Annotated in this window: 15 protein-coding genes; 6 read left to right on the forward strand and 9 right to left on the reverse strand. The window is 38.4% G+C overall.

The annotated features are described in order from the left end of the window. Positions 1-26 precede the first annotated feature (26 nt). The 8 genes from LVD15_RS14530 to LVD15_RS14565 form a co-directional block, all read right to left on the reverse strand. Complete coding sequence (locus tag LVD15_RS14530; protein ID WP_233775951.1) at positions 27-1,085, reverse strand: M20 family metallo-hydrolase; 1,059 nt, start codon at positions 1,083-1,085, stop codon at positions 27-29. Beyond that, on the reverse strand, positions 1,082-1,855 hold the full coding sequence (argB, locus tag LVD15_RS14535; protein WP_233775952.1) for an acetylglutamate kinase: 774 nt from the start codon (positions 1,853-1,855) through the stop codon (positions 1,082-1,084). Before argB ends, LVD15_RS14530 begins: the two co-directional genes overlap by 4 nt. Continuing rightward, a complete protein-coding gene (locus LVD15_RS14540; RefSeq protein WP_233775953.1) occupies positions 1,852-2,787 on the reverse strand; it encodes an N-acetylornithine carbamoyltransferase in 936 nt (311 codons plus the stop codon). Before LVD15_RS14540 ends, argB begins: the two co-directional genes overlap by 4 nt. Then, positions 2,765-3,925 (reverse strand): aspartate aminotransferase family protein, encoded by a 1,161-nt coding sequence (locus tag LVD15_RS14545; protein ID WP_233775954.1) that lies wholly within the window; start codon positions 3,923-3,925, stop codon positions 2,765-2,767. The genes LVD15_RS14540 and LVD15_RS14545 overlap by 23 nt, the downstream gene beginning before the upstream one ends. Next, positions 3,922-4,731, reverse strand: coding sequence for a pyrroline-5-carboxylate reductase (proC, locus tag LVD15_RS14550; protein ID WP_233775955.1), 810 nt, complete (start codon positions 4,729-4,731; stop codon positions 3,922-3,924). The genes LVD15_RS14545 and proC overlap by 4 nt, the downstream gene beginning before the upstream one ends. Before the next feature lie 2 nt (positions 4,732-4,733). Continuing rightward, positions 4,734-5,708, reverse strand: coding sequence for an N-acetyl-gamma-glutamyl-phosphate reductase (argC, locus tag LVD15_RS14555; RefSeq protein WP_233775956.1), 975 nt, complete (start codon positions 5,706-5,708; stop codon positions 4,734-4,736). Between the two features lie 91 nt (positions 5,709-5,799). Beyond that, the gene (gene argG, locus LVD15_RS14560; RefSeq protein ID WP_233775957.1) at positions 5,800-6,993 is read right to left on the reverse strand and encodes an argininosuccinate synthase; all 1,194 of its coding nucleotides are present in this window, start codon (positions 6,991-6,993) and stop codon (positions 5,800-5,802) included. Beyond that, positions 6,966-7,670 carry a GNAT family N-acetyltransferase gene (locus tag LVD15_RS14565; RefSeq protein WP_233775958.1) on the reverse strand — a complete coding sequence of 235 codons (705 nt, stop codon included), beginning with the start codon at positions 7,668-7,670 and terminating at the stop codon, positions 6,966-6,968. The genes argG and LVD15_RS14565 overlap by 28 nt, the downstream gene beginning before the upstream one ends. A 921-nt stretch (positions 7,671-8,591) precedes the next feature. On the opposite strand from LVD15_RS14565, the gene LVD15_RS14570 reads away from it, so the two are divergent. The 6 genes from LVD15_RS14570 (at position 8,592) to LVD15_RS14595 (ending at position 18,082) form a co-directional block, all read left to right on the forward strand. Beyond that, complete coding sequence (locus LVD15_RS14570; RefSeq protein ID WP_233775959.1) at positions 8,592-10,745, forward strand: T9SS type A sorting domain-containing protein; 2,154 nt, start codon at positions 8,592-8,594, stop codon at positions 10,743-10,745. Positions 10,746-10,865: 120 nt separating this feature from the next. Next, positions 10,866-12,926, forward strand: coding sequence for a T9SS type A sorting domain-containing protein (locus LVD15_RS14575; RefSeq protein ID WP_233775960.1), 2,061 nt, complete (start codon positions 10,866-10,868; stop codon positions 12,924-12,926). Positions 12,927-13,041: 115 nt separating this feature from the next. Further along, on the forward strand, positions 13,042-15,081 hold the full coding sequence (locus tag LVD15_RS14580) for a T9SS type A sorting domain-containing protein (protein ID WP_233775961.1): 2,040 nt from the start codon (positions 13,042-13,044) through the stop codon (positions 15,079-15,081). 345 nt (positions 15,082-15,426) lie between these two features. Further along, positions 15,427-16,743, forward strand: a complete 1,317-nt coding sequence (locus LVD15_RS14585; RefSeq protein ID WP_233775962.1) for a hypothetical protein — start codon at positions 15,427-15,429, stop codon at positions 16,741-16,743. After that, positions 16,706-17,539, forward strand: coding sequence for a T9SS type A sorting domain-containing protein (locus tag LVD15_RS14590; RefSeq protein ID WP_233775963.1), 834 nt, complete (start codon positions 16,706-16,708; stop codon positions 17,537-17,539). The genes LVD15_RS14585 and LVD15_RS14590 overlap by 38 nt, the downstream gene beginning before the upstream one ends. Before the next feature lie 54 nt (positions 17,540-17,593). Then, positions 17,594-18,082 carry a tetratricopeptide repeat protein gene (locus LVD15_RS14595; RefSeq protein WP_233775964.1) on the forward strand — a complete coding sequence of 163 codons (489 nt, stop codon included), beginning with the start codon at positions 17,594-17,596 and terminating at the stop codon, positions 18,080-18,082. Positions 18,083-18,176: 94 nt separating this feature from the next. Here LVD15_RS14595 and LVD15_RS14600 read toward each other — a convergent pair whose 3' ends face one another. Then, positions 18,177-19,325 carry a hypothetical protein gene (locus LVD15_RS14600; protein WP_233775965.1) on the reverse strand — a complete coding sequence of 383 codons (1,149 nt, stop codon included), beginning with the start codon at positions 19,323-19,325 and terminating at the stop codon, positions 18,177-18,179. Between the last annotated feature and the right edge of the window lie 70 nt (positions 19,326-19,395).

The following is a 19,395-nucleotide window of genomic DNA, read 5'->3' on the forward strand; positions in this document are numbered from 1 at the left end:
CTAAAGCCTTTCTTGTATATCGAGAATTAATCTTTTAAAAATCTTTCTAGTAAATCAATGTAAGTATCTATGCCTTCTTCTATCTGATGAACATAAATAAACTCATCAGCCGAATGTGAACGCTTAGAGTCTCCCGGGCCAAGTTTTATGCTTGGAGCATTGATCAAAGCCTGGTCTGACATGGTAGGTGATCCATAGGTTTTAATGCCTTTTTCAATCGCTTTTTTTACCAATGGATGAGCCATGCTAATACCTGATGGTTTTAATCGGGTGCTTCTCGGAGTCACCTCACTTAGCGTGTTTTGCTTTATGATCTCTAATAGTTCTTCATGTGTATAAGTATCTGTAAGGCGAATGTCTACTACAAAGTGACATTCATCTGGTACCACATTGTGCTGTGTGCCAGCGTTTACCTGGGTTACGTTCATATGAACAGGGCCCAAGGTAGGCGATGCTTTTTCAAACTCATATTGGCGAAACCATTCGATATCTGTTACTGCTTTATAAATGGCATTTTCCCCTTCATTTCTGGCGGCATGACCCGCTTTTCCTTTGGCTATACAGTCTAACACCATCAAGCCTTTTTCTGATACGGCCAGATCCATACTGGTGGGTTCACCTACTATGGCTAAATCAATAGTTCCTAAATGAGGGAGTATGCTTTCAATGCCATCTTTACCTGATACCTCTTCTTCGGCAGTAGCAGCATAAATAAGGTTATGCGTAAGGTTTTCCTGTTCATAAAAATGAAGGAAGGTAGCTAGTAATGACACTAAAGGGCCGCCAGCATCATTACTGCCTAAGCCATAAAGCTTACCATCTATTATTTCGGCCAGATGAGGATCTCTTGTGTATCCTGAGTTAGGCTTTACAGTATCATGATGAGAGTTGAGCAAAAGAGTAGGCTTTTCTGTAGAGAAATGCCTGTTCTTAGTCCAAATATTATTTTTACTACGTTGATATGCTATTCCTTTTTGTTTGAAAAACTGCTCAATTAAGTCTCCTGTTTTATCCTCTTCTCTTGAAAAAGAAGGTATGGAAATGAGCGATTTTAAAAGGGAAATGGCTTCTTCTTTTAATGTCATAATAAGCTTGTGCCGATGGGAGAAGTTAAGTTTAACGCATGTTTTACAGTAACATTCACATTATGTCTTTTAGCTAAAAAGGCATTGTCCAGTTTAGGAATCATGCCTTGGTGGATTACGCCATCATCTTTTAGTTGCTGAAAGTGCAAATAGGTGAGCTCTCTTATTAAGCTGTTATCATCTTCCACGTCTAGCAAGACGCCATTTTTTTCAAAGCAATAGATGAGTTCGGTATCATAATTTTTTGAAAGCGCTATGGCTAACGAAGAGGCCATGGTGTCCGCATTGGTGTTAAGCAAATGTCCTTTATTATCATGGGTGAGGGCGCAGAACACGGGCACTAGTCCTCCATTAATTAAAAAGGTGAGCTTGTCGGTATTAATATCAGAAGTGTCAATATCGCCTACAAAGCCATAGTCTACATCTTTTACCTCTCTTTTATGTGCGGGAATGGTGTTGCCATCCGCGCCCGTTAAGCCTATAGCATCTGTGCCAAAACTTTGGAGGAGGGCGATAACATTTTTGTTTACCAGCCCTCCATATACCATAGTTACTACTTCCAGGGTGGCGGCATCAGTTACTCTTCTGCCATCTACCATCTGGGTAGGTATTTTAAGCCTTTTGGATATGTCTGATGCTATTTTACCTCCACCGTGAACCAGTAATTTAGCGCCATCAAGCTGGCCAAATTCTTTGAGCACAGTTTGTAGAATTTCTGGGTCATCAATTACATTTCCTCCTATTTTTACTATGGTTAGCTTCGGTTTCATAAGTTCTCTAAAATTTCCTGTAACACCGCTTGGGCTGCATATTCTCTATTTTTCGCTTCTTTATAAACCATGGAGTTATCAATAACTTCATCAGTGGCAATTACATTTCTTCTGATGGGCAGGCAATGCATAAACTTACCATTGTTGGTTAGGTTCATTTTTTCTGACGTTACTTTCCAGTCTTCCTTTACCTCTGGCTTTTGACCATAATGCGTATAGCTGCTCCAGTTTTTCGCGTAAATAATGTCAGCGTCTTTAAAAGCTTCTTCCTGATTGTGAGATACTTTGGCTCCAGTCATAAACTCGTCGGCCAGCTCATATCCTTCCGGACAAGCAATGGTAAGATCTGCATCAGTTACTTTTACCCATTCCGCAAAAGAGTTGGGTACTGCCTGAGGTAATACTCTGGGGTGTGGGGCCCAGCTTAGTACTACTTTGGGTTTTTTAATGCCTATTTCTTCAATAGTTACCAAATCAGCTAGCGATTGAAGTGGATGGCGGGTGGCAGACTCTAAACTCACCACAGGTACATCACTATATTTTATGAAATTAGAAATTACTTCTTCGTTATAATCGGCATTTCTATCTTTAAGCCCAGGGAAAGTTCTTACGCCAAGTATATCTACATATTGGCTCATCACTTTTACCGCATCTTTAATATGCTCCTGACTATCACCATCCATCACGGCTCCATCATTAAATTCTATTTTCCATCCGTCTTTATCAATGTTCATGTTAATGACGTTCATACCCAGGTTCATGGCCGCCTTATGGGTACTCATCCTGGTCCTTAAACTAGGATTGAAGAATATGAGTCCCATAGTTTTGTTTTTGCCTATGGGATTAGAAAATGGATCCTTTTTTATTTCAATTGCCTTTTTTACAAGCCCTTTCGGGTCTTCTGTGTCCTTAACGGAGATGAATTTCTTCATTAGCCTTTAATTTTCCTATTGCAGTATTTAATTTCTGTATAAACAAATTAGCATCATTTTCACTTAGACTCAAAGGAGGTAAGAGCCTTAGTACGTTGGGGTGAGATGCTACTCCCGTAAAAACATGTTCTTCCTGAAGAAGAATCTGTCTTAACTTTTTAATAGGGAAGTCAAACTCTAGTGCTATCATGAGTCCTCTTCCTCTGATTTCTTTTATTTCAGGTATTTCTAAGAATTTACTCAAGAAATAATTGCCCAGCTTTGCCGCATTTGAGATCAGTTTTTCATCATCTAAAACATCCAAAACAGCAATGACTGCGGCACATGCCAAATGATTGCCTCCGAAAGTAGTGCCTAGTTGACCATGCTTTGCTTCAAATGCAGGGCTAACCAATACTCCGCCAATAGGGAAGCCATTTCCCATTCCTTTTGCAGTAGTAATCAGGTCCGGTTTTATTTGAGCATATTGATGGGCAAAGAATTTACCCGTGCGGCCATAGCCTGACTGTACTTCGTCTAGTATTAAAATGGCATTATATTCTTTACAAAGTTGGCTTAAGCCCCTTAAAAACGGATCTTCAGGAATGTGGATTCCGCCAACACCTTGTATGCCTTCAATAATAACAGCGCACACATTCCCTTTGCTCAATTCATCTTCTACAGCATCTAAGTCATTGAGCTCCAAAAATACAGTGTTCTCATTTTTATTGATGGGAGCGGAGTAATTCGGGTTATCAGTAACTCCCACCGCAGCAGAAGTACGGCCATGAAAAGCTTTTTTGAAGGCCACTACTTTACTTTTATTAGTATGGAATGAGGCCAGCTTTAATGCGTTTTCATTGGCTTCAGCACCTGAATTACATAAGAACAAATCATAGTCTTCGTAATCAGAAAGTTGCCCAAGCTTTTCTGCTAACTCTTTTTGCAGTGGTATTTGCACGGAGTTAGAGTAAAACCCTAATTGCTGTAGTTGTTCAGTGATTTTTTTTACATAAACGGGGTGAGAGTGACCAATTGATATTACGGCATGACCTCCGTAAAAATCTAGATATTCCACGCCATTTTTATCTATTATTTTGCAGCCCTCGGCTTTCACCGGTTCTATATCTAAGAGAGGATATACGTCAAATGGCTTCATGATTTTTTCATTTTGTTAATTCTGTCATAAGAGGTTACGAGGCCTTTTATCAAGGCGGAGCTGAGCCCGTGGTGTTCCATTTCATTAAGGCCAGCTATGGTGCAGCCTTGTGGTGTGGTAACCTTGTCAATTTCTTGTTCCGGGTGGCTTTCGCTGCTGTTAAGCAAGCTAGCTGCTCCCTGGCAAGCCTGTACTGCTATTTTTTGTGCATCTTCGGCATCAAAGCCTAATTGAACGCCCCCTTGGGTGGTAGCCCTGATAAATCGCATCCAAAAAGCGATACCACTGGCACAAACCACAGTGGCGGCCTGCATCAGGTTTTCTTCAATAACCATAGTTTTACCTACACAATTAAATATAGTTTGAACAGCATCGAGCTTAGTTTTGCCTGACTTGTTGCAGGCTATGCAAGTCATAGATTGCCCCACAGCTATGGCTGTATTAGGCATAGCTCTGATGATAGGCAGCTCAAAGCCAATCATCTCCTCAATTTCTTCGGTAGACACAGCAGTAATCACAGATATTAATGTGTGTTTATCCTGATTGATGGCTGGTTTTACCTCATTAATTACTTCTTTTAATTGCTTAGGTTGTACGGCAAATATGATAATATCAGCATCTTCTACAGCCTTTCTGTTGTCTGAGGTGATAGTGGTAGCTGGGTGGCTAACGTTCTTAATGGCACTGGTATCTCTTCTGGTGAGAATGGCCTGGTTGTTTTCTAACAGTCCGCCTGTTTCCAAGCCTTTGTATATGGCTAATCCTAAATTGCCTGCCCCAAGAATGGCTATAGATTGCTTTTGCATGGTTAAAATAAGTTAGCTTTGAGTTTAAGTCCTGTGCTCTGGTCTAGCCCAAACATGAGATTCATGTTCTCTACCGCCTGCCCTGAGGCACCTTTGAGTAAGTTATCAATAATACTGGTGACAAGTATTTTATTCTTATGCTTTTCTACACTTACAATGGCGTTATTGGTATTCACTACCTGCTTTAGGTGGATGCTGCTGTCAGTCACCGTGGTGAATTCAGCATCAGCGTAAAATTCTTTATACAGTTTTAAAGCTTCTTCGGCAGAACCCTCAAACTGAGTGTAGGCTGATGCCAGAATTCCTCTGCTGAAGTTACCTCTAACGGGTATGAAATTAATATCTTGATCAAAACCGGCCTGTAGACTGGTGATACTTTCTGTTATTTCTATTAGGTGCTGATGCTCAAAGGCTTTGTAAATAGAAATGTTATTGTTTCTCCAGCTAAAATGTGTGGTAGCGCCGGGGGCTTGTCCTGCTCCGGTAGAGCCGGTGATGGCATTTACATGTACCTCTTGCTGGAGCAGGCCTGCTTGTGCTAATGGGAGTAAGGCTAACTGAATGGCGGTGGCAAAACAGCCTGGGTTAGCGATATTTTGAGCTTCAATAATTTTTGAACGGTTGAGCTCTGGTAAACCGTAAATAAACTTTCTGCTCCCCAATTGTGATTTGGCCTGGTGTCTGAAATCCTGACTCAGATCTATGATTTTTGTAGTATCGCTGAAAGTATGGGTGTCTAAAAATTCCTTAGATTTACCATGGCCCTGACATAGAAATACTACATCGGCCTCTGTTATTTTATCAGTAAACTTAAGGTCAGTAAGCCCTAGTAAGTCATCATGAACCGTGGCGATGTCTTTTCCTGATTGGCTATTGCTATATAGGTATGTTATTTCAGTATCAGGGTGGTTGATGAGAATTCTAATGAGCTCACCTGCGGTATAACCAGCTGCCCCAATTATTCCTGCTTTGATCATTATTTATATATTTAGTTATTGCCGGCTTATGGACAAGGCCAGCATAAGAAAGCCAATGTTGTGATTATTTAAACATTGGCTTTCTTGAGTTTTATAATTCGTTTACAGCGTAGAAAATTTTGGTCTGGTTTGCCAAAATTTTAGTGAAGCCTTTTACATCTTCACCACTCCAGCCTTTGTTCATTTCTCCGTAGTTACCAAACTTAGAAGTCATAAGATCGTGCTCAGATTCAATGCCTTGTAAGGTAAACTGATAAGGGCTCAGCTTAAGATGCACTTTGCCAGTAACAAACTGCTGGGTATCATCCATAAATTTTTCAATATTGCGCATGATAGGATCCAGGTACTGGCCTTCATGCATCATCATTCCGTACCAGCTGGCCAGGTGTTCTTTCCAGTGCTGTTGCCATTTAGTAAGCGTGTGCTTCTCTAGTAAATGATGTGCTTTAATAAGCAAGATTGGTGCAGCCGCTTCAAAGCCTACTCTTCCTTTTATACCAATAATGGTATCTCCCACATGTATATCTCTGCCTATGGCGTATTCGCTACCTATTTTGTTTAATAGCTGTATAGCCTTAGGTGCACTCATGGTTTCTCCATCAATAGCCGTTATTTCGCCTTCTTTAAATTCTAAAGTAATGCTTTTAGGCTCTTTATTGGTCAGCTGGCTGGGGTAAGCTTCTTCCGGGAGCGCTTCTTTGGAAGTAAGCGTTTCTGCACCGCCGACACTGGTGCCCCATAATCCTTTGTTGATAGAGTATTTGGCTTTCTCCCAGTTCATATTCACCCCATGAGATTTTAAGTAATCAATCTCAGCCTGGCGAGATAGCTGTAAGTCACGGATAGGGGTGATGATCTTAGCCTCGGGAGCCATAATGTTAAATACAAGATCAAAACGAACTTGATCATTTCCAGCTCCTGTGCTACCGTGCGCTATATATTCGGCATTATTTTCTTTGGCATACCTGGCTATGGCCATAGCCTGAAACACCCTCTCTGCACTTACTGAAAGCGGATAGGTGTTGTTTTTAAGGATATTGCCAAAAATCAGGTATTTGATAGCTTTTTGATAGAACTCATCTACCACATCAATGCTTTCATGATGCGCTACTCCAAGTTCCAAAGCGTGTTTTTCGATTGCTTTAAGCTCCTCCTGATCGAAGCCACCAGTGTTAACCAGTACTGAGTGAACTTCCATATTCAGGTCGTGTTTTAAGTATTTTACACAGTAGGAGGTATCTAGTCCTCCACTAAAAGCTAAAACAACTTTACTTTGGTCAGCCATGATAATTTTTTAGAGTTTTTAGGGTCTTGATTATTTAATTTCAGTTTGATTTTTCCTTTCAGGCGGTCGGCACCATCTTTCAAAAAGCCTTTGAAGCGCTTCCACCTTTCTTCTTTAGTTAGTTTAGCAGAAGTAGACTTGGTTTGCCTTTCAGGATCATAAAGCATGCCTGTACATAGGCAGTGCGCTCTGTTAGTCCGGGTAAGGATGTCATAGTTTTTACAGCTCTGACAGCCCTTCCAAAAATCTTCATCAGTAGTAAGTTCAGAGAATGTAGTAGGTCTGTAGCCCAGATCAGAGTTTATTTTCATTACTGCCAGACTGGTGGTAATGCCAAAAATCTTTGACTCAGGGTATTTTTTTCTGGAGAGTTGAAATATTTCATCTTTAATACGCTTGGCCAAGCCTGTATTTCTAAAGTCTTGATGCACTATGAGGCCGGAGTTAGCCACATATTTGCCGTGCCCCCAGGTTTCGATATAGCAAAACCCTACCGGCTGATTGTTAGAAATAGCGATTACCGCTTTTCCTTCCATCATTTTGGCACTAACGTAAAGAGGTGAACGCTTGGCAATACCTGTGCCTCGCTGAGCAGCGGCGCGTTCCATCATGTTACAAATTTCTTCCGCAAACTCAAGGTGATCCTCGTTCGCGATAGTGAGTTTTATTTCCGACATTATTGAAAATCGAAATTATTAAAGTGAATGCCTGGCGGCAAAAATTTAAAATATACAGAAAAGGTGTGTGATTGCAGAGGGACGTACCCTCGCATAGATTATATTACCCCAAAAGGGGCCTAAATGTCCTTATCCTAAACTCAGGAGCATACACAACCACAGCCGGAGAAGCTGGGTAATTTTTTGGTGTATACGAGTTAGTATTGGTCATTTGTATTCAAAGGTTAAAAACTTATTTGGAATAACCAAATAAATAATCTTCTAATTTAAGTATAACCTTAAGACTGGTTAATTCTGAAAAGTCACAGCTAGGTGAGAAAAGTTTATATTTAAATAATATTATATATTTTAATTAACGTGTAAAATATATAACTTTATAATGTAATAGGTGTTTAAATTAAATATATGACATATTAAATAAGTGAAATAAAAATTAGTTGGCTATGAAAAATAATTACCTAACCTACTTTCTAAGTGCATTTTTGGCTTTAGTTTATCTTTTTTCCAAGAAAGCCATTTAATAGCGACCTTACTTCAAATTAAAATTGAACGGATTCTTCTACCGTTTAGAATAGCTCCTATCTGACAGGTTGCTTGGGGTTGCGCGCACATGTAAATCTACATCAGATTATTTTGCAAACTGTCAGTAAGCATTATGGTATAGCTATACCCGCTCTCTAGTTTGAGATCGGAAGGCCTATGTCTAATCTGCTTTTCTTTGCTCATTGGTTAATCATTATAACCTGTATTGATTACCAGAGTAATACCTATTCCCTTTATTGGGCTTCTATTTATTTACCACAAGTTTTATGATTGAGACAAAGGAGGTATTAGTATGCCGTCTTTATACGTGCCTGCCTGAAAACCAAAATCTATGATTGATCTATAAATTATTCTTAAACCTTTAAAAATTAGTTGGCAATGAAAAATTTAATTACAAAAACCATTTTACAGATGCTTTTTACACTGATCTGTACCCTGTCTTATGGGCAAATATCTTTAGTTAAAGACCAGTTTCCTGGGGGTTTTTATCCAGGTATATATGAGGAGGATTATAAGTTTGCGAAGACAGATGAAGCTGTTTTTATAAGTGGAGGAAGTTACATTCTTAGAACTGATGGAACAGAATCAGGAACTGATATTATGGAGAACACCTCTACATATGAGTTTTTTAGCTTAGGAGATTATCTCTATTATAGAGATGATATTGATTCATATGATGTCTACAGGAGTGATGGTAGTCCGTATTCATCTTCTATATTTCATTCATATGATTCAGACAGCGTTTTTACTATGTGGGGTTTAGCGGCGTCAGAAGATATAGCTGTTGCAGGTATTATTGATGATGGGGAAAATTATGTAAGTGTTATCTATCCTGACGGGCACGTTAAGGATTTTGATAATTTCATGTATCTAAGCATACCTTATGTGATTGGAGATGAAGTTTATTATAAAGGCTATACAGATTCAACTTTGTATGGCATATACAGGGTTAAAGATGAAGAATTAAAGCTTCTTGGTTATACTCCTGAAAAACTCAGTTTTTATGAACCCTTTGTAGTGGCTGAAATTGGCGATGAAACTTATAGTTTAATAGTAAGTGATAAAGGGTTTTACTACTCAGAAGGGCAATATACAGAGCTATGGAAGATGAACGAAGATGATATTGAGCTGGTTTTTACCTTTCCTGATAACTTGATAATAGGTGATTATGTAAGCGTAGGAGATTTTACCTTTTTCACTTTCTACGATAGATCTGATTATTATGGTCCTATTTTATCTGAAGTGTGGATTTCTGACGGTACGGCTGAAGGAACTAAAAAATTCATGGATGGGCTCCCTGATTTAATAGGAGGAGAAAATAAGCTCTTTGGAAGTGATGATGATGGCTTTTGGAGTTATGATGTACTTACAAAAGAATGGGATTATTTTGATCCTGTAGGGCTGGCGCAATTTGATTTGAATCATCAGTATGGAGATCAGATTTATTATTGGAAAGATAATGGTCAAAAGGTTGAACTATGGACTACTGATGGTACTACAGAGGGTACCAAAATGATTTTTAAAAATAATTCAAATCTTCTAGTTTATGGACCATCAGAAGTTCATGATGGGATGGTGCTTTTTGTGGCAGAACATTATCCCTATGCGCCTGATGAATATGATCCTGATTTGGATTATGGTGCTGAAATATACAGGTACCTCATGGGAGTTAGCCGAGTAATGTCTTTTGCTCAGGGAACAAAAAATAATGGAGGCAAGGTGCCAGCAGAGCGTAGTGATGCTAATAATGTGCTGGCTAATCCTCAGGAGAATAATGAATATAACTTTGTGGCTCTGGGGTTTGGAGGAAGCATTACCTTGGAGCTGGCCAGCAAAGTGTGGGATGACGGTTCGGCAAATGCTGATATGATTTTGGTAGAAACCAGTTATGGTAGAGCAGATCAGTATTGTTACTCTGATGGCGGAAGTAATTACCCTGAGCAGGCTTTTGTAGAGGTTTCAGAAGATGGAATTAGCTGGTATAGTTTACCTAATCTTTATTGCCGAACATCATTTATAGATATCAAACCTGCGGTAGATCAGGGTATGGAATATGCCCAATACATTAGAATTACTGATGCTTCTAATAGCTCACTATTTCCTCCTTCAGCTGATGGTTATGATGTTGATGGCATTATTATTAACAGAGAAGTAGTGAATATAGCTACTCAGGAATTTACAAATTCCAGGTTGGCTGGTAATCCAATGGCCGCAGGCTTTAATCCTGATTTTTTCAATACCATTCCTAATGAAGAATTTGGGCCTAAAAGCATAGGTAATGGAGAGTTGTCAGTTTATCCTAATCCTTCGCCAGGAGGCTTGCTAAGTCTTAACATGCAATTTGATGAGGCCTATAAAGGCACTATTCGAGTAATGGATATTACAGGCAAAGAGAAATACCGGAGAATTGCGTCCTTTCAAGAGGGAGCAAATCAATTAGAATTAGATATGAGTGACCTGCCTAAAGGTACCTACATACTAGAGTTAGAAGCTGGGAGCAAGCATCAAACCAGCAAAATTATCATTCAATAGATAAGTCATAATGCTTTTAATAAACAGGAGGCTGCCTTAACACGGTGGCCTTCCTACCTGCCTGAAAACGTATTTCTATAACAGTCTTCTAACTAACTATAACCATTAAATTTTATTACAATGAAAACTAATGTCTGGTATTATGCCGTGAGTGTTTTGCTCACGTGTGTTTTCGGAGGCCCTCCTTTATATGGGCAAAGCTTTGAAATGCTTTCTAATCAGTCTTTCAATAGTATTATAGAAGTAACTAAGTCAGGGGATAAAATTGTAGTGATGGCAGATCAGCCTGAAAGTGCAGATTGGAAATTTATAGTTACTGATGGTACAGTGTCGGGAACAAGTCAATTGGCCACTTTTCCTAAAGATGATAGGCTAACCGAGAAGGATATTACACTGGTGGCTGATGAGCAATATATTTACTTTCAGAAAATATTTTATGATGATGTGTATTACATTCATCTGCAAAGTCCTGCCCCATTTCAGAGGGTACAGGTAGATGGAGATAGAGAAGGTGTTCATTACTTAAGAAAAGCTGATGAGGAAGTTTTTGGTATAAGTGAGTATGGTTATTTTAATATTAATGAAACTATTGCTACATATCAATTTATGCCAAGCTTTAAGTTTGGTTTTTCACGACCTTTTGCTCATAAATCAGGAGTTTATGTTTTTTGGGATAATTACGAAGAGTTTTATGGAACCAGCATTGTACGTATTACAAGTGAAGGGAGTGAAATTTTATCATATTTAGGCAGACTTCAATATGTGTATGATATTTCTGAATCATTTGGATCCATTGGAGAGAAGATTTATCCATTTGTAAATCAGGAAGATAGTGTGGGGTTTCACACTGAATTATTTGTTATTAATGATACAAGTGTAGATAGTTTGTATGCTTTCCCATCCCAATTGATAATTCAAGATGTTATATACTCTGATAAATACATGTATTTATTGCTCGCAGAGCAGTTTTATGATTGTGATTTAAACTGTTCTCATTATGATCTATGGAGAACTGATGGCACTACGGCTGGCACTGAGTATCTGGAAGATCTTGGTGTATCCAATAATTACTCTTATTCCTTAATAGAAGATATTATATGTGATTATGAATCAGATTACCTTGGTTGTCAGTCTAACCTAAAGTCCAATATTTTTGACAATGAAGATGGGAGATATTATTTCCTTGAGGAAGATGGAGTCTTAAATCTGTATTCTCCACAAGGCTTATATAGTTCATATTTAAATCCTTCATTAGGCCATTTAACAATATTAGAAGTGTTGGGAGATGATTTGATAGTTTATGGAGGAAATAAGCTCTATAAATACAATATGAAACCCAACTGTGGAGCGGTGGCGGTAGTTTCATTTACTCAGGGCCAAAGAAATAATAATTCTAAAGTAGTAGCAGAAAGAAGTAATCCTGAGTATGCGTTGGCCAACCCACAGGAAAATGATGAAATCAACTTTGTGGCATTAGGTTTTGGAGGAAGTATAACCCTGGACCTAGGAAGTGCTGTGTACGATGAGGGTACGGCAGAGCCAGATCTGATTTTATTAGAAACCAGCTTCGGCAGAGCCGATCAGTTTTGTTATTCAGAAGGTGAAAGTAATAATCCCGAGCAAGCATTTGTAGAGCTTTCAGAAGATGGAGTCAGTTGGTATAGTTTGCCTAATGTATACTGCAGAACCTCCTTTATAGACATTAAACCGGCAGTAGACCAGGGAATGGCTTATGCCAGCTTTATCCGTATAACCGATGCGTCTAATCCTTCTGCGTTTCCAAAAGGAGCCGATGGCTTTGATGTAGATGGCGTAATTACTTGTAGGGAAGAGGTAGAAGCTGCAAAAGGAGTGTTAACCAATGCTCGAACAATTACCTCGTCATTATTTAATTCTCAGTTTATAAACAAAGCTCCTGATGAAGTGGAAGAAGGTTTCACTTTGTACCCTAACCCTGTAACTAATGGAGAGCTCACCCTACAATTTAAAGTAAGTCAGACACAAGAGGCTCATATAAGAGTGATTGATATTACAGGTAAAGAAAAGCTTAAAAAAACGGTTTCATTATCCGCCGGTGCTAATGCAGTAAAGCTAGAAGTGAGTACGCTGTCTAAAGGCACTTATATAGTAGAATTATCTGCAGGAGATCGTGTGGAGAATACGAAGATTATTATTCAGTAAAAGATTGAAAGCTGGTATTTCAAAATTGAAGATTGTCCTATTGCTGAAGTGCCTCTTTTCAAATCATTAATCTTATATCACTAAAATATGTAATACTTCTCTTAAAAAACTAACTATGAAAAATATTAATCTTACTTATGTTTTAGGCTGTTTATTGGCTTTAACACAAATTTCTTATGCTTCTAAAGCACAGGTTATAGACGAAAAGCATACTACCTCTTCTTCTCGTTTTACAGAATCTTCTAATCTGCCTAATGAGTACTTGTCTTTTAGAATGGGGGGCGACCTGTATATTACTGATGGAACAAAATCAGGTACTGTTGAAATATATGTTACAGAAGAGCATGAAAGCCCACACACTTTTCTGGCCAATAATGGCAAAGATGTTTATTTCCGCAGAGATCATGAATTAGACTTATACTATGTAACTGAAGGAGCCGCTCCTCAAAAGATGCAGGATAGTAGTGATGAAGGGTGGATTTATTTCTACTACACGTACAAGGGCATGCCTATCGGTATAGCGGATTATGGTTATTATACATTCGATAAAATGGATCTTGAATTTGTTCCTTTTGCAGCAGGTGGGTGGAGAGATGGAATTACTCGTGGTTTTGAACACCCTACCGGGGTATATATTTATGGTGAAGCTTTTGGTGAAAATCACTCTGGAGGTGACCTGATTTATAGAATTACAGACTCGGGCAATGAGATTGTCAATTACCTTGAGAGATCCAAATTCTTTTATAACAACCATGCGGAGTTTGTGGACTTCAAAGGTAATGTGATCGCTTTTACACCAATAGATGAAGGTGAGCCCAACTTTCACACTGATTTGTATCGTATTAACCGTGATAATAGTTTAGACATGCTGGTATCTCTACCTCAAAATGGTATGGTTACTAGTGCCATAAGTAGTGATAATTTTATTTATCTGTCTTTAGAAATAGTAGATGAAAATGCCGATGTTCTTGAAAATTCATTATGGAGAACTGATGGAACTGCGGCTGGCACACAATACCTGGAAGATCTGGGAGGCAGAGTAGATTTTTATAGAGGGGTAGGAATGTCAGAGATTTGTCGTTACGAGCCTGATTATTTTGCCTGTAGCCCATTGTTAAGTTCCAATATCTTTGAAAGTGAAGACGGGAAGTACTATTTCTGGGCTGAAAATGGAGGCTTAAGTCTATATACCCCGCAAGGCTTTTACGCTAATTTTACTACTACATACGATTATATCCGGATATTAGGAATGTTGGGTGATGATCTCGTTGTACTCAAGGATGGTGAAGTGCATAAATACGATATGGGTACTAACTGTGGAGCCAGAGCGGTAATAGCTTTTAACCAAGGCAAAAAGAAGAGTGGGGCGCCTGTACCTTCAGGTAGAAGTAACCCTCAAATGAGTTTGGGAGACCCACAGGAAAATGATGAAATCAATTTTGTAGCACTGGGTTTTGGAGGGAGCATAACCCTGGCACTAGGTACTACCGTGTATGATGAAGGCACAGCGGAGCCAGACCTGATTTTAGTAGAAACCAGCTTCGGCAGAGCCGATCAGTTTTGCTATTCCGAAGGAGTAAGCAACTACCCTGAGCAGGCCTTTGTGGAGGTTTCAGAAGATGGAGTCAATTGGTATAGTTTGCCTAATGTATACTGCAGAACCTCCTTTATAGACATTAAACCAGCAGTAGAACAGGGAATGGCCTATGCTAGTTTTATCCGAATAACCGATGTGTCTAATCCTTTGGTGTTTCAAAATTCTGCGGATGGCTTTGATCTAGATGGCGTAATTACTTGTAGGGAAGAGGTAGAAGCTGCAAAAGGATTGCTTACCAACTCTCGAATTGCTACCTCGTCATTATTTAATTCTCAGTTTATAAACAAAGCTCCTGATGAAGTGGAAGAAGGTTTCACTTTGTACCCTAACCCTGTAACTAATGGAGAGCTCACCTTGCAATTCAAAGTAAGTCAGGCACAAGTGGCTCATATAAGAGTGATTGATATTACAGGTAAAGAAAAGCTTCAAAAAACGGTTTCATTATCCGCAGGTACTAATGCAGTAAAGCTAGAAGTAAGTACGCTGTCTAAAGGTACTTATATAGTAGAATTATCTGCAGGGGATCGTGTAGAGAATACGAAGATTATTATTCAGTAAAAAAGCAATTGATAAATAAAATTAAGAGTGGTGGGGCTTAGTTCCATCACTTCTTTTTTTGTTATAAAAAGAGGAGGGATTTCCATTTTCTTCTTTTCAAAAAAATAATTATTCTGTCAGATGTACCATGCTTCTGTTTTATGGAGTTAAGTGGCTGTTAATTAAATGTTTACATCTATTTTTTGAAGTATCATAATTGCTGAGAATTATGAGGTTATTCTTCGAAAAGAATGTTAAAATTGTTAAATTAAAAACTGAAATCAATCAAGAACCTGGTGATGATTTTTGTGTTTTACTAAAACAGCTGTTGTATGTAATATTTTTAAAATCAAACTAAAGTTGGCTATGGGAAAGATAAGTTTACCCCTACTGTTTTGTCAGTTATTTCTGGCGTTCGTTACTTCTGTGTCTGAGGCACAAATTACCTTAGTAAAAGACCTTTATCCTGATGGGAGCCTCTCCCAAATAGGAAATGTGACTATTATAGATGAAGCCCTGTATTTTAATACAGCAGGTTATGGACTTAATAGTAATAATGCCCTCATTCGTACTGATGGCTCTACCAGTGGCACTCAAATTTTGGAAAATTACCATATCACCAGCATGGCTCAATTTGCCGATGCTTTATATTATGATGATTATTCTGTTAAGCTATTAAATTCTAGTGGAACCCCTTTTAATTCTAATCTTACCGTTTCATTTGATAGTGTGTACATTACAAGTGATCTGTTAGTGGCTGGTGATAAACTCTATTTTAGTTTACATGACGGCATGAATAGCTTTATTATTTCTTATGATGAATCAGAAACTGTAGAGACTTATGATGTAAGCAATTATTACAGTCATCTTTATGCAGCAGGAGATGCTATATATTTCCGGGCCGAAAAAGACCTTGAATATTATGCTTGTAAGATAGAAAATGGCAGCATAGATATGATATCAAAAATTGAGGATTATGAATTTATCTATGAATTTGACTTTTACGGCAAAATAGGTTCTCAAGTCTATTTTTTTCCTAGCATAAGTAATAATACTTCTAATTATGATTTCCATACGGAAATATGGCAGCTGGGTAGTGGCGGACCTACTACTATAGCATCACTTCCTGATAATTTGGCAGCAACAGGTTTTACTAATGTAGGTACTCAATTATATTTTATAGCCTATGATTATAATGATTACGAAGCGGAACCTAAACTATGGAAAACTGATGGTACTGCAGCTGGTACACAGGAGGTTGATTCAGGAGTAGAAACTTTTGAAAGCTTATTCGCAGGCAGTACTCATCTCTATTACAAAAAGACTAATGGAGAATTATGGTCTGTGAATTCTGGTACGAATAACAAGAGCTTAGTGGCTTCTGATATTATAGAAGGAGACTTAGTAGTTCAAAATGATGAAGTATACTTTTTTAAAAATGGCTCATCAGGCCCTGAACTGTGGAAGAGTGATGGTTCGGCCTCAGGCACATGGCTTCTGGCTGAAGGTGATATACTGTCCACCGATCCTGATGAAATTACTTTGATGGGCTTTATTAAAGATAGACTGATATTTAGAGCACATTCTGATGAATATGGATATGAACTGTTTAAATACGAACTAAATTACCAATGTGGAGCAGAGCATGTGGTTGCTTTTACTCCGGGGGAAAAAACAAAATAACACCCCTGTAAATAGTACTCGTAGAGACCCGAATAAAGCACTTAATGCTCCACAGGAAAATCACAGTGAGAATTTTGTGTCTCTGGGGTTTGGCGGAAGCATTACTTTGGAGCTGGGCAACCGAGTGTATGATGATGGTAGCGCGGAGCCTGAAATAATTGTGGTAGAAACTAGTTATGGGCGTGCTGATGAAATGTGTTATAGTGCTACAGGCAATTCATATCCTGAGCAGGCGCATGTAGAGCTTTCAGCAGATGGTATTCAATGGTATAGTTTGCCTAATGTTTATTGCAGAACTTCCTTTTTAGATATAAAGCCGGCAGTAGATCAAGGCATGGCTTATGCCAAATTCATAAAAATTACAGATGCATCAGATCCTAACTTGTTCCCAGGAAGTGCCGATGGCTATGATTTGGATGGACTGATCACTTGTCGTGAAGATGTGGCCTTAGCTAAAACAGATATAACTAATGCCAGACCTGACAATAGTGAGGAGACTTTTGATCCTGACTTTGTTAATGAGGCACCAGATGAGCTCAAGACTAAAGGCTTAACTGTATATCCCAATCCATTAAAGGGGGAGATGATTAGTGTAGAGGTTAATGGAATAGCTCCTGGTAATATGCAGATAGAGGTTATAGATATGCTGGGTAAATTGAAAATGGTTAATACCCAACAAGCTACAGATGAAAATCAACTGATTCAATTAAATTTACGTAATTTCGAAAGCGGAACTTATCTGATAAGAGTTACAACGGCTGACAATATCAGTACCCAAAAATTGATAATACAATAAATGGCCTGAGTTCTGCATTCTATAATTAGAAATGTAGATTAAAAGAATTGAATTATGAAGATGCTATTAGTGGCTGCTAGCCTGCTCATTTCATTGGTTTCTTTCGGACAGAGTGCAGAGGAACTATTGGATGCAGGCTATGAGCAATATACAGAAGGAAATTATGAAAAGGCAGTAGAGCTGTTTGAAAAGGCTGTAAAAGTAGATGATCAAAACGCTGAGGGATATTATTTATTAGGCGTTTGTCAGTCACAGTTAGGTGAAAATAAAGAAGCTATTACTAACTATGATAAGGCCATAACGCTCTCTCCTCAATATGCCGAAGCTTATTATGAAAAAGGCTATTCTTACTTTACTATGAAACAGTATGAAAAGGCCATTGAATTTTTCAGTAAGGCTATTCAGTATAAATTGGACTACGTAGAAGCTTATGTAAATAGGGGGAGTGTATACTGCCTTACTGGCCAGGGAGGTAAAGCAAAACAAGACTGGACTACCGCTCGTGGTTATGGTGCCGAATTTCCGGAATTAGACTGTGAATAAAATACAAAGGCTGTTTCAAAAGCAGTTACCGAATTGGTAAGATCTTACTTTTGAAACAGCCTTTATTTTGCGGTCATTTATAATTTAGAATCGATTATATTTCATCTTGGTGTACTCCAGAGAACTTGATATTATCAAAATACAATATGTCAAATCTGGTGTCTACGTCAAATTCTACATAGAGTGTCAGAGATTCTGCCTCTCTTGGAACTGAAGCTTTTAAAGTAGTCCACTTGTCAAAGTTTCCTGCAAAAAGGTCATTTAAGTTGCTGCCTTTAGAGTTGATTATGTCTATTTCTTCTCCGTCATCCAGTTTCACAAAAATGCGAAGTATATCTTCATCATCGTATTGCAGTCCTGTTCCATTTTCATCATGTAAATAAACGTCTATAGAGATGTTAGTACTGAGGTAGCCTTCAATATCAAGCTCATCAAAAGTTAATCTCATTTTACCATCAGTGTCGCTCATTTCATATCCTTGTGAGCCATCAGGATAACCTCCATTTACTACAGTGGCTTTTACTATTCCTACATAGTCTCCATCAGTAAGGCCTTCCATGTCTCTGGTATTGAAGTAAGATGCATGATACCCGAGCTCATTAAGCCCTTCTGAGTTTACTGGTGGTTGGTTAGCATTGTTCATCAATGGGTGGTCAACAGTTGCCAATCCTGAGTCATAGTAAAGAACAGAAATCGTAGTTTCAATATCTTCAAAGCTCACTTTACTAAATTGAGTGGCTTCATCGTCATTTTCTACAGTCAATGTAAATTCTGAAGCTGTACCAATACTTAAACCTCCTGTAGCAGAATGTATAAAAAACGTAATAGTACGGTCTCCTTCGTCTACATAATTATCAGTAGGTATTATTTGAATAGAAGCTTCTTCTTGCTCTGATTCCACATCTACATTAATCACACCGTCATTTGCTTCAGGCATAGTGGTGAAATCTTTTCCATATTCCATTCCTTCAGAACTTTCCCAGGTGATTTGATAACTGCCCGGTCTGGTGGTAGCATCCGTGAAGATCAATGGAATGCTTACTCCTTCTGCATCTGCTTCACTAATAGTAGAAGATTCGCCATAAAAGTCCACCTGCACCGTATTAGAGTTAGTATCGTCGTCATCATCATCGTCAGAGTCAGAGCAAGACATCATTGAAGTAGTAAATAAGCCAATAGATATCCACATAAATAGCCTGTAAGGAGCCATTTTTTGGTTAAAAAAAGTAAAATTATTTTTCATGTTCAGATTATTAGGTTTCTACTGAACATTTACAATTCACTTACCTCATTTTTAAAAAGACTCCTTTTTT

Source organism: Fulvivirga maritima (assembly GCF_021389955.1).
Lineage (GTDB): Bacteria > Bacteroidota > Bacteroidia > Cytophagales > Cyclobacteriaceae > Fulvivirga > Fulvivirga maritima.

Coding starts and splice junctions, on each gene's coding strand:
- LVD15_RS14530 (WP_233775951.1), bottom strand. CDS start 1,085: ATGACATTAAAAGAAGAAGCCATTTCCCTTTTAAAATCGCTCATTTCC.
- argB (WP_233775952.1), bottom strand. CDS start 1,855: ATGAAACCGAAGCTAACCATAGTAAAAATAGGAGGAAATGTAATTGAT.
- LVD15_RS14540 (WP_233775953.1), bottom strand. CDS start 2,787: ATGAAGAAATTCATCTCCGTTAAGGACACAGAAGACCCGAAAGGGCTT.
- LVD15_RS14545 (WP_233775954.1), bottom strand. CDS start 3,925: ATGAAGCCATTTGACGTATATCCTCTCTTAGATATAGAACCGGTGAAA.
- proC (WP_233775955.1), bottom strand. CDS start 4,731: ATGCAAAAGCAATCTATAGCCATTCTTGGGGCAGGCAATTTAGGATTA.
- argC (WP_233775956.1), bottom strand. CDS start 5,708: ATGATCAAAGCAGGAATAATTGGGGCAGCTGGTTATACCGCAGGTGAG.
- argG (WP_233775957.1), bottom strand. CDS start 6,993: ATGGCTGACCAAAGTAAAGTTGTTTTAGCTTTTAGTGGAGGACTAGAT.
- LVD15_RS14565 (WP_233775958.1), bottom strand. CDS start 7,670: ATGTCGGAAATAAAACTCACTATCGCGAACGAGGATCACCTTGAGTTT.
- LVD15_RS14570 (WP_233775959.1), top strand. CDS start 8,592: ATGAAAAATTTAATTACAAAAACCATTTTACAGATGCTTTTTACACTG.
- LVD15_RS14575 (WP_233775960.1), top strand. CDS start 10,866: ATGAAAACTAATGTCTGGTATTATGCCGTGAGTGTTTTGCTCACGTGT.
- LVD15_RS14580 (WP_233775961.1), top strand. CDS start 13,042: ATGAAAAATATTAATCTTACTTATGTTTTAGGCTGTTTATTGGCTTTA.
- LVD15_RS14585 (WP_233775962.1), top strand. CDS start 15,427: ATGGGAAAGATAAGTTTACCCCTACTGTTTTGTCAGTTATTTCTGGCG.
- LVD15_RS14590 (WP_233775963.1), top strand. CDS start 16,706: ATGTGGTTGCTTTTACTCCGGGGGAAAAAACAAAATAACACCCCTGTA.
- LVD15_RS14595 (WP_233775964.1), top strand. CDS start 17,594: ATGAAGATGCTATTAGTGGCTGCTAGCCTGCTCATTTCATTGGTTTCT.
- LVD15_RS14600 (WP_233775965.1), bottom strand. CDS start 19,325: ATGAAAAATAATTTTACTTTTTTTAACCAAAAAATGGCTCCTTACAGG.